The following is a 12,395-nucleotide window of genomic DNA, read 5'->3' as shown; positions in this document are numbered from 1 at the left end:
ATGAAATAAATGGCAGACTTCAACTTTTCTTTAATTTATATTAGTTAGTGCTTGTCCATGTATCTAAATCTGCCATAGCTGGTGTATTTGCTGATGCAGACTTAACAAAATCCACCCTTATTCTTGTAGCACTATTTACGCCAGAAAGTCTAATCTGTAATTTACCATACCACCTATTTGCTGAATTCTTATTGGCCATTGCTGTAGAAAAAATATTAACAGTTTCCGGCAAATAAAGTGGTAACGTTTCAGACCTATCTATTTTAGTAAAAGTGGCATTTGAAGGTGATTTAATAACAGCATAGTAAAGTTTACCATTTCTATTCATGGCAGCAGTTTTTCCATCGCTACTTATTTGTAAACCATCTGTTGCAGGGCTGTGCATAATCCAATAAACAGTTGAGCTACGTGTTGGCGTAAACTCATCCTGTATGGTAATTATACCTGTATTTCTATTCATTTTCATTCCCCTTTTATAGGAGCTTACATCTCTACTGTAACAAGAACTTAAATCCAATACGAAATATCCGCCTGAGGCATCATGACCTTGTTTACTAATAGTAGCTCTGCCACTTGGATTTTGCTCTGGTCTGGCATCTGGATTAAATACTAAACAGTTTTTAGACTCTGTTCTTACACGGTAATAAGAAAATCTGCCAATGGTACCTAAGGAATTGGTTGGCGATGCTGCATAAGTTGGCGTAGCATTAGAGAAAAAATCTCCTGGATACGGATTTTCTGCACCTAAATTCCCTTGGGCATAGGTTTCGCCCAAAGCCTGAATAAAGAATGTACCTGCATCTAAATGCCCGTGACTAGCATCATTAGCTCCACCGTGAATACCAGCATATAATGCTTGGTCGCTATTAAAATTTTCATGAATATACATATACTCTATACCCTCTAAATGACCAAAAAGCGGGTAAGAAGCTGCACTACCCTGACTAACTAATTGAGGACTATAGTACAGTAAATCTAACCAGCCATTCATTTTAATACTAGAAGCAGCATTACGCTCCATACAAGCATCATAATGTGCTTTGGCTAAGCCTGCATCGTTAAAATGATTGGCAAACCAGAAATAAGACAAAAATTTATTCGCTTTTCCTGAGTAAATAAAATCATCACCAATAGTTGCTGTACCTACCGGACCAGACATATAATAAGGGAACCAGCCTGTTTGCCTGAAACCATTATTATCTGTTAAACCATAAGTGGTACTTAATACCCTTTTCATTGACTCAAAAGCTTGAAAAGTATTACTTAAACCATAGCTCCAATAAGACATTCCTTCTTCGCTAGCTCCTTCAGGATCTAAAGATTGAATATATTTCAAAGTGCCATTAGCGCATAGAGCAATCACTCGGCTCATGTAGGCCGCATCTGTCTCATACATCGCTAGAGCTGCCATAATCATTCCACCGTGACAAATACCATTCCAGTTATCATTAGATAAATTCCATCTAAAAGGGCCAACGCCTCTTTCAATCAAATTCATACCTGGGGTTAAAACAAAATCTCTTACGGCTTTAACTAATTTCGCTCTTTGATCTGCGGTTAAGTAATCATATAAGCCATCATAAGCCATAGCAGCCGCTTTAGCAGCAATACCCGCATCTAGGAAATGACGTGTGCCACCCCAATCTGGCCAGGTTGTCATAGCGTTAAACTGATCCCAACACCTTTTAGCATACCTTACATCTTTAGTAAATTGGTAGGCCAATACTAAAAATGGCACTTGATCATTAGAAAAAGTGTGAATATTGTTTATTCTTAATCTAGCACCATCTAAACCGTATGTTAATAATGGAGATGATAAAATCGTATTCGCTCTTGAAATGATATTATCATAAGTAGGTTTTGCAAAAGCATCTGTAAGTGCTAAGGATTTAATTCTAGAAATATCTGTTGTTGAAAACAATAATCTAGGATGTACCCCTGCTTTACCCCAATCCATAAAGCTTTTATTAACTATAGCAGCATCAATGGGTAATTTAGCCGTACTCACAATACCACTACCTCCACTGGTTTGGGTAACCGTAAATTTAGCACTAGCTATTACGGTTACCCCATTTACTTTTACCGATATGGGATAAGTACCCAATGGAATTCCGGGAGGAATTACAAAAACCAATTTATTTACAGATGCTGTTGTTGGGGTAGTGCTAAAATCACCTATGGTAATTAAATTTAAATTAGCAGCCGCACTAAAGTTTGCTCCATTTATCGTAACTATAGTAGAATCTTTACCAGATACAGGAAAGAAATCATTAATGGTTAATCCCTTCACTTGCCCGCCATCAACTTCTTTCTTTTTGCAAGCAGAAGTAAGCATTAAACACACTACAAATAAATAAACTAACTTTCTCATAACTATTACCACTTTTAAATCTTTAATATTTTACCACCCTGGGTTTTGAGTGAGTTTACCATTACTCTTTGCAATTTCTTGGAAAGGTATAGGATATAAATACATTTTATTATTTGTTGCATCAAAGCTTCTTGGTTCTACTTCAAAAACCTGATAAGTAAATCCACCTAAACCATTAGGAAGCACACGCATACCTCTAAGCGGCTGATTCTCGGTAACTTCAGCAATTTTCCATCTTCTTACATCAAAGAAACGGTGTTCTTCAAAAGCAAGTTCTACCCTTCTTTCGTTACGTATACGCTCTCTCATTTGCTCTTTACTTAAACCTGCTGGTATAGCTGGCATAGCCACCCCTGGTCTCGCTCTAATAAGGTTTACTGCTGCTCTTGCAGTTAAAGTAGTACTAAAGCCATTAGAAGCTGGCGGAACAACATCTGGCCCATAAGCTTCATTAGCTGCTTCGGCAAAGTTTAATAAAACCTCTTCATAGCGCATTAAAACCCAGGCTTTTGGTCTACCATCAGTTCTGCTAGGATCAAAATTCTCCACCAACATTTTTCTTAAGTAATAACCTGTGGTTGTTGCTCCAAATTTTGCTCCTATACCATCTACTCCACCTACAAAAGATTGTATTGGTCTAGGTGTTGTACCTACTACCCCCATGTTAGATCCATTTACAGCAACAGTAAAAGCTAATCTTGGGTCTCTATTCGCATAAGGATCATTAGGATTATAACCCGATGCTGGGTCAGTAATCGGTAAACCTGTAGTACGCATTTCAAAGGCATCAACTAAATTTTGTGAAGGTGCTGTTACAGCGCCTCCGGCATTTGTCATCCCTACAGGGTAATTAGCTCTTTCAAAAGCATTGGAGCTTCTAGCAAATGGTCTGGTTAATATAATACCCGTATTAGCCCCTTTTCTTGGTGTTAAAGTATTAGCTGTATTTTGAGATTGAAATAAATCTTTGAAATTACCAAAGATGTGCCTTACATGAGCACTATTAGGATCTGAAAACAACTGCATAGCAGCTTCTACAGCCTTTTGCCATTTAGTAACGTCATTACTAGGGTTATGTAAAGGACTAGCGGCATAAAGCAGAGCTCTCAATTTAAGGGCTAAAGCCACAGGTTTTTCTATACGTCCAATTCTGCTGATATCTGTACTGCCCGGAGCATCACCTCTACCTACAGTCTCGCCAGTAGGTATACCATAATTTACATAATGATTGGTTAAAATAGGATAAGCAGCATCACACTCGCTTACGATATAGTTTACAACCTCATCAAAAGTAGCTCTAGTAACTTCTCTAGATTGCTGCTCGTTTAAAACGGTAGTTACTAAAGGTACACCGCCATAACGTTTTATCAACTCAAAATAAAAGAAAGCTCTTAGCACTCTTGCTTCTGCTCTAAGTTTGGTAAAATCATCAAGATTATCTATGTAAATAGCTTTTTCTGGACCAATGGTATCTTGTACAATTTGATTTCTGTAATCTTCTGTTTTTTCCAAAAAAAGATTTACATGGCGTATTCCTCGATAATAATTAGCATAAACATCATCTGGATTGGTAAAAGGGCTTAAAGCACCGGTATTGAAACGCTGTAAATTTGATGGGATAGCAAAATCAGCCTCATCACTAGCTGCAGCCAACATACCATTACCAAATCTATTAAATTGTGGTAGGTAATTGTAAGACTCCATTCCTAGTGCTTTCAGGTTGTTAAAGCCTGATCTGAAGAACAATTCCTCATCAAAGTTTTGCTGTATTTCTGTATCCAGAAAATCTTTCTGACAACCCACAAAAGTAGTTGCAGCTAAGAGTATAATTGATATATATTTTTTCATTTTCATGACCTTATGGTTAGCGTATTATAATTGTAGAGATAATCCAACATTGTAGCTTTTAAGCATTGGATGCGTTAAAGGATTTAAAATTTCCGGATCTACATCTATTTCATCTATGTTATCCCAAGTGTATAGGTTATTACCACTGATGTATAAGCGTAAATTATTAACATTAATTTTACGCGTTAACTGTTTTGGGAAGGTATAGCCCAACTCTAAAGTTCTTAATCTTAAGAAATTACCAGAACGCTGCCATAAAGTTGAAGCTCTGTAGTTGTTATCATTAGCTTCTGTTGTTAATCTTGGGAATTGTGCACTGTTTCCTCTCTCTGGGGTCCAGTAGTTATCTTTTACCCATTGCGTAGGTTTGATATTATTCAAGATTGGCGTTACTGCACCTTGTATAGAAACATCTCTACCAGCAACACCTTGAAAAAAGGCGTTTAAATCAAACCCTTTGAATTTAAAGCCACCGTTAAAGCCATACCAAAAACTTGGATAACTAGTATTACCTACTGGGATACGGTCGTTATCATCAATAAAACCATCATTGTTTTGGTCTTTGTATTTGATATCACCTGGTAAAACTCTACCAAATAATTGTTGCGGACTATTAGCTATATCTGCAGCATCTTGAAAAAAACCTACAGCTTCTAAAATAAAAGGTTGGTTGATAGGATTGCCTTTTGCATACAAATAAGTATCAGCTCTTAAAGGTTCTTCTATATTAATGATATTATTTTTAGCATAAGAAGCATTACCTCCAAAATAATACTCTACATTTTTAACTTTACCATTGTAAGATAAAGTTAAATCAACACCTCTATTCTCTGTTTCGCCGCGATTAAGATTATTAAAAGTTGCACCTATAACAGCTGGAATAAAATTTGAAGGACTGATAAAAATATCATTTCTATACTCATAGAAATAATCAACTGCAACATTTAAACGCTTATAAAGGCTAGCATCAAAACCAATGTTATATTTCAAAGCTTTTTCCCATGTAACATCGGGATTTGCTAAAGGACCTTGTTCAAAAGTTGTAGCATCTACACCTAAGTTATTGCCCAATAAATAATTATCAGATCTTAAATAAAATTGGTTATAAATGAATCTTCCTGTGCTACCTGCCCTATCATTACCAGTTAAACCCACAGAACCTCTTAACTTCAAGAAATCAACAGTTTTGTTCCCTCTTAAGAAATTTTCTTCACTTAGTACCCATCCACCGGCAATACTTGGAAAGAAACCAAATCTACTTCCTCTAGGAAAACTTTCTGAGCCGCTAAAAGCATAAGTAAACTCACCAAAATATTTACTTTTGAAGTTATAAGACAAACGTCCCATAATATTCTGCTTTGCAAAAGGAATTTGCGATGCAGCAAACTCAAATTTTTCTTGCAAATACATAGCAGAAGCATAAACTTGATGATTGCCAAACGCTCTTTCATATTCAGTACCCGAAATAAACGTTGTTCTATTTATTTGTGTTCCTGAAGGTTGGCTAAATGCAAAATTAGGATTATTATCACCTCTAAGGATAGTATTGAAAGGAATAGGTTCGCCTGGTATAGCTTGATTTGGTAAAGGAATAATTTCTTCAAAAGCAAAACCTCTGGTTTTATTATAAAAAGAAAAATAGAAATTATTAAAGTTTAATTGTGCAAAGGCTTTTAGACCTGGTGTAATAAAGTCTAGCTTACCTATTACTTTAACGTTAGCATCAACTGTTCTATCGTTTAAAGAACCAAAACCACCTTGTAAAATTGAGGCAACTGGGTTGGCCCTGTAACCTTGTGCGCCACCAAATCTTCCGCTTGGCGTACGTACCGGGTAAGGATTAAAAGTACCAAGTGTTTGCCAAATAGCAGTTTCGGCAATATTGGGATATTTTTTATCTAATGTAGTACCTCTTAAACTAAATTCTGAGCTTAAAAAATCAGTAATATCTACATCAAAATTAGCTCTAACATTATACCTTCTAAATTTATAATTGCTATTGATTAAGCGATCTTTATCGGTATTGTCATAAAGTCCGTTATAATCTGCCAAACCTAAAGCCACAAAATATTTAGCATTAGGTTTACCTCCTCTAAAAGTTAAGTTATAATCCTGACTATTAGTAGTAGGCTTTAAAACCTCATTATACCAATTTACATCTGGATAAAGAAAGGGATATTCTCCAGATTTATAATAGTCTACAATAGCTTGACTAGGAAATAAACCTGAACTAATCACTTTACCATCGCTTAGCATACCTACATTATATAGTTCAGCAAAATCGCCATTACCTAAAAAATTAGGTAAAACACTTGCTTGTTGTAAACCTGCTCTGGCATTAAATGTAATTTGGTTTTTATCTGCCACTTTACCTCTCTTGGTCGTAATTAAAACGATACCATTAGCACCATCTAAACCATAAATAGACAAAGAACCAGCGTCTTTTAGTACAGATACACTCTCAATCTCATCGGCAAGTAGGTTATTATAATCGGTTTCAAAACCATCAACCAAAACAACTAAACCATTATCACCAAAAGTTTGTCGGCCTCTGATAGATAAACCCGGGTTATCATTATCACCTGGTGCACCAGCGGCAGCAGAAACATATAAGCCACTTAACTGACCTAATAAGGTATTACCAAATTTTGGTGTATTAAAACTTCTAGTATCTTCTGCTTTAACAGTTGATATGGCTGATGATAGCGCAGACCTTTTAACCCTAGGGCCAAACAAAACATTTACATCATACTCTAAAAAAGTTTGTTTCTTTTCTTGAGTGGTGGTATCTGGCTTAGCTGCAGACACCACTTTATTGTCTTGAGCAATAGCAGGGAGGCTAAGTGTTAAAATACCTCCCAGTAATATGCTATTTAATTTATTTATAATCATTTTATGATAATTCTTGGATATAGAAAAATTAATTACCAACCTGGATTTTGAACTAAAAACCCTTTATTAACCTCGGCAACTGGGAAAGGATAGAAATAATGTTTAGGCTCAAAGATCCTTGTCTCATATCTTACAATCCTATAGTTAAGCCTGTTATCATTTGCGATTCTTTGAGCTTGAGTCATCGTTGGACTAGGATTTATATATCTATCGCTTGCATTCCTCTCAAACAAGAAAAAAGAGAAAAATTCGCCTTTCATCACACCATCTTGCTCTGCTATTTTCCATCTTCTTACATCAAAAAACCGATGTTCTTCTCCGTAAAGCTCTACTGCTCTTTCTCTTCTTATCACCTCACGCATTCTTTCTTTATTACCAAAATTTTGGTCATAAGTAGCGTTACCCGGAGCTAAATCTGGCAAACCCCCTCTTCTTCTGATAAGGTTTAAGTAAGTAATGATATCTGGATTGGTTGGTTGGAATTCATTTAAAGCTTCGGCATAGTTCAAGTAAAACTCCGCTAATCTAAATATTGGCCAATAAGCATCTATAGTACCGTTTATACCGCTAACCAAGTTAATAAACTTTTTATGATGGATACCATTAGGAACTCCGTTAACTAATAATTGCGGACCAGCCCCCATCGCTTCAAAAGCACCTGTTGGACCACCTCTTCTAATTAAAAACTTAGCGGTATCATTCCCTCCTTGAGTGTTCATTAAACCTGTATAAGTATACTGAAAGCCAGGTGCCCATGCTGTTGCATGAAATCTTGGTTCTACCCTTCTCATAATGTTTTTAAACTGTGTAAAGCTTCCCTCAGTTGGTAAAACAATATCATTACCATTAACATCCCGATAAGTCTTCGTAATAAAATTCATAGGCAAAGCCATAACAGTATTACCCCATGAGAAATAAATAGGACATCCCCATCTGATTAAATTATTTCCTGCTGGAAGTGTAGATCTAGAAAAATCAAAATGAATAATTTCTTTATTTATAGGATCTAATACCCTACCGGTAGCATAGTTATAACTTTCTCTTTTTCCTAAAGAAGCATCATCTAACAATTCTTTACCATTTGCAGCAGCCCAATCAATAACTTCTTTATTTGCTACTGCGGCTGCTCTCCACCTGTTTTCTACATCACTTGGATTACCGCCTAATACCAAAAGGTTATTATTAGCACCAAAATCCACTGGAGGGGTGTCTGAGCTATATAAAGGACTAGCAGCATGCAATAAAGTAACTGCTTTTAGAGACAGAGCTGCACCTTTAGTGATACGACCTAAATCTGCTGATGGATATGTATTAGGTAAATCGGGTACTGCTTCATCGCAACTTCTTACAATAAAATCTATTACTTCTTGTAAAGGACGACGACGAGCATCAGGAATAACGACAGCTTTTTTGATACCATTTTCTTCTACAATTACAATTTCTGGAGTACGGTCTGTAATTGGAATACCCCCATATCTAATCATCATCTCATAATGCATCATGGCTCTTAAAACTTTAGCCTCTGCAATGGTTTGTGCTTTTAGCTGTGGAGTCCAGTTAAATTGGGTACCATTTATAAAAGGTACTTTATCTACATTATCTAAAAAGATACAGGCATTTCTTATTCCTAAAGTAACCCTACCCAGGTTGAACTCGTTTTGGTTGTTTGGTCCCCAAGAACCTTGTGTAAAAGTATTGGCTACACTGGCTGTACCTATCTGGTCTCCTTCGTCTGATGCTGCCAGTAATAATCCATCATTGGTTCCAGCATCCGATCTTCCAGTACCACCGCTTCCGGTAATAAAACCATCAACCACACAAGTAGCATAAACATTAAATAAGCTACGCATGGCATTATCAGGATTATTAAAAACAGAGTCTACTGTGATAAAACTATCACTAGGTTGTTCTAAATATTTTTGACATGAGGTACTTAACGCTAATAAAGCACCTGCAAAACCAATGATTGTATTTCTTATAATTTTCATAATCTTTTATTTAAAATTGAATATTGGTTCCAAGGTTAAATACTCTTACCATAGGATATACCGCTCCGTTAGAGTTAGCTATCTCTGGATCGAAATATTTCATTTTAGAGAAGGTTAACAAGTTTTGGCCGTTTACAAATACTCTTGCGTATTTTAAACCTATCTTTTTGATTAATTGAGGATTAAATGTGTAAGCAATTTCTACGTTTTTTAACCTTAAATAACTGGCATCTTGCATCCAAAAAGAAGAAGTAATGTAGTTGTGTTGATTTCCTCCTGGATTACTTGTTAAACGAGGCTGGGTAATTTTCTCGCCATTTGCATAACGTTCTGGTGTCCATCTTTCTTTTGCATTTTCAAATGCTGTTTTAGTACCAGCCATAAATGGCCATGCTGCTTCTCCAGTTAAATAGGTAGAAACATTTGAAGCTCCTTGAAATAAGGTATTTAGCTCAAAGCCCTTATATTTCAAACCTATATTAAGGCCATAAGTAACTTCTGGAATATTTGGGTTACCGATATTTACAAAGTCGTTAAAATCAATAATACCATCTCCAGAATCAAAAATACCATCCCCATCAGTATCAACTGTTGGTTGGTCTACATAACGTATATCTCCGGGTCTTATACCAAAAGCTTGGTTTACGTAAGTTGAGGTAAGCCCGTCATTTTGTATTTCTTCAACGGTATTATAAATACCATTAGCTTGTAAACCTTTCATTTGGCCTAATCTGCCTCCTGTAAAAACTAGGTTTGGAAATTGTTGAGGAATTTCATCTTGGTAAAGGATCTTGTTACGAGCAAATGAATAATTTCCTTTTATGGAATAAGTAAAATCCTTACCTATTTTATCATCATAGCCTAATTCGAACTCAAATCCCTTATTTTCTACCTGTCCTACATTTAATGGTGCTACTAAACCGGTTGGCCCAAAAGTTACAGGGATATTGTTTAATCTGAGTAGAATTCCGCTTCTAGACTCTGTAAAGTATTCTCCTGTTATGGATAATTTATCTTTAAAGAATTTTAAATCGGCCCCTAAGTTCAGTTTCACAGCAGTCTCCCAGGTTACATCAGGATTACCAATAGTACCTTCTCTGAACCCTGACACACCGTTTCTGTTTTGACCAAAGAAATAAGTTGGACCTGGCACAAATGCAGAAGGAATAAATAAGAAGCGGTTATCCCAAGGCTCTCCAGCTTTGTCATTTCCCACCTTACCTAAGGAGCCTCTTAGCTTCACGTAGGTGAGGTAATTATTTTTAGGAATGAATGATTCCTCTGATAAAATATAGCCTAAAGAGCCCGCAGGGAAGAAACCAAATTGCCTACCTCTGGCAAAATTTTCAGAGCCATTATAACCCATATTAAATTCTGCCAAATATTTAGTTTTATAATTATAGGTTATCCTACCTACTACTCCTAAATAATTATATGGTAATTGGATAAAGGTATTTGGTAAACTATTATTACGTCCGTTGTAAGAACGCTCTATAGTACCTAAAGCTAATGCCGATACGCTGTGTCCTCCATCAAAACTTCTATTATAATCTATAGCTAGTTCCCCATAAATCCTTCTAAACTTGGTAAAAGATTCTCCTATAAAAGAAACAGGACCTTCAAACTGATTTATTGTAGCAACTGGTACAATAGAGTCTTGAAAATTTTGTGCATTAGGGTTATAATCTAAATCCCATAATGGAATTTGTTTACTCCTTGAAGCTGTTTGAGCATAAAAATTATCATAAGCCCCCATAGCTCTTACACTTAAACCTTTCGTTACGGCATCAAGGTTATATTTTAAACCAATATTAGTATTTAAATTACTACTAAAATTGGTATTGAAACCTTGAGTTAGCATCTGAAATAATGGTGTATTTGAAACCTGAAAAGCCCCTGCTACACCTCTTACATTCCTGATAACTTTACCATCATACAAAACTGGCGACATTACCGGGCTGGCAGAAAGTATGGTACCAAAGATATCACTGGTAGAGCTTCTAGAATAGTTTGAGTTGGTTAAATCGGTACCAGCTTTAATAGATAATGTCAATTTCTTGGTTACATTAAAATCAAAATTGGTTCTAATGTTATATCTTTTAAAGTTAGGGTTGGCACTAAATTCATTAAAAATATCTCCTAGCTCATAAGCACCGTCTTGGTTCAGATAACCTAAAGACACAAAGTATTTAGCATCCTGAAAACCACCACTTACATTTAGGTTGTATTGCTGTTGTGGCGAATAATCTTTTAACATATACTCCATCCAGTCCACATCTGGGTGAAAATAAGGGTCATCTCCTTTTTGGTAGCGCTCTAAATCATAAGCACTAAAAATTGGAGGTAAACCTTCATTAACACCAGCTTCATTTCTTAAGGTTGCAAAATCATAAGAGTTTAGCATTTCTGGTAACCTGATAGGATTTTGCATGGCCAAATTGCTAGAGAAAGAAAACTGAGGCTTACCTACACTACCTGTTTTGGTGGTGATGATGATGACACCATTTGCACCCCTTACCCCAAATACAGCTGTTGCTGATGCATCCTTTAAAATATTTAAAGATTCTATGGTATAGGGGTCTATGGTAGCTAATTCACGTTCTACCCCATCTACTAAAATTAAAGGTCTAGCATTTGCTGAGTTGATAGTAGCTAAACCTCTAATGAAAATATTAGCCACATCTCGTCCAGGCTCTCCACTTCTTTGGGTTGCGGTAATACCTGTTGCCCTACCTGCTAAAGCATTGGCAATATTAGAAACAGGTGCTCTTAAAATTTCTTTACCACTGATAGAAGAAATAGCTCCGGTAATAGTTGGCTTAGATTGTGTACCATAACCAATAACAACCACATCATCTAAGGCTTTTACATCTGTTAATAAGGTTACATTGATGGTGTTGCTTGTTGCGGTAACTTCTTTTCTGTTGTAACCAACATAGGTAAAAACTAAAACGGCATTAGGCTCTGCTACCCTAATGCTAAACTTACCTTCTACATTGGTTTGGGTTGCTATAGATGAATTTTTTACTTGTACGCCTACTCCAATCAGAGGCTCTCCATTATCATCAACTACAGTTCCTGTAACTTGCCTGGTTTGTGCCAAGGCAGAGAACGTGAGTAAATTGAGCAGGATGAGAGCTAATGAAGTGCTCTTCAAAAATTTCAGCAACCATTGAGGACAAGATTCCTTTTCAAAGGGAACATTCCTTAAGGTAAAATTTCTCTTCATATATATATTTAAATTGGTTTATAAAAATGCATTCAACTTATTATCGAGGATTACATTTTTAGGTTTA

Annotated in this window: 5 protein-coding genes; all 5 read right to left on the bottom strand. The window is 36.1% G+C overall.

Annotated elements, in window-relative coordinates; all coding sequences use genetic code 11:
* Positions 1–40: 40 nt before the first annotated feature.
* From GJJ64_RS14980 to GJJ64_RS14960, 5 genes are read right to left on the bottom strand one after another with little or no spacing between them, the layout of a single operon-like run.
* Entirely contained in the window at positions 41–2,371 is a 2,331-nt protein-coding gene (locus tag GJJ64_RS14980) for an IPT/TIG domain-containing protein (protein ID WP_154288566.1), read from the bottom strand.
* Between the two features lie 30 nt (positions 2,372–2,401).
* Positions 2,402–4,225 carry a RagB/SusD family nutrient uptake outer membrane protein gene (locus tag GJJ64_RS14975; protein ID WP_154288565.1) on the bottom strand — a complete coding sequence of 608 codons (1,824 nt, stop codon included), beginning with the start codon at positions 4,223–4,225 and terminating at the stop codon, positions 2,402–2,404.
* A gap of 18 nt (positions 4,226–4,243) precedes the next feature.
* Positions 4,244–7,111, bottom strand: coding sequence for a SusC/RagA family TonB-linked outer membrane protein (locus tag GJJ64_RS14970; protein ID WP_154288564.1), 2,868 nt, complete (start codon positions 7,109–7,111; stop codon positions 4,244–4,246).
* A gap of 32 nt (positions 7,112–7,143) precedes the next feature.
* Positions 7,144–9,099 carry a RagB/SusD family nutrient uptake outer membrane protein gene (locus GJJ64_RS14965; protein ID WP_154288563.1) on the bottom strand — a complete coding sequence of 652 codons (1,956 nt, stop codon included), beginning with the start codon at positions 9,097–9,099 and terminating at the stop codon, positions 7,144–7,146.
* Positions 9,100–9,109: 10 nt separating this feature from the next.
* The gene (locus GJJ64_RS14960; RefSeq protein ID WP_154288562.1) at positions 9,110–12,328 is read right to left on the bottom strand and encodes a SusC/RagA family TonB-linked outer membrane protein; all 3,219 of its coding nucleotides are present in this window, start codon (positions 12,326–12,328) and stop codon (positions 9,110–9,112) included.
* Positions 12,329–12,395 lie beyond the last annotated feature (67 nt).

Origin of the sequence: Pedobacter puniceum (genome assembly GCF_009674685.1) — a bacterium.
Taxonomy (GTDB): domain Bacteria; phylum Bacteroidota; class Bacteroidia; order Sphingobacteriales; family Sphingobacteriaceae; genus Pseudopedobacter; species Pseudopedobacter puniceum.
The sequence above is the reverse complement of the archived record's forward strand: the minus strand, read 5'-3'. Positions and strand labels throughout refer to the sequence as shown.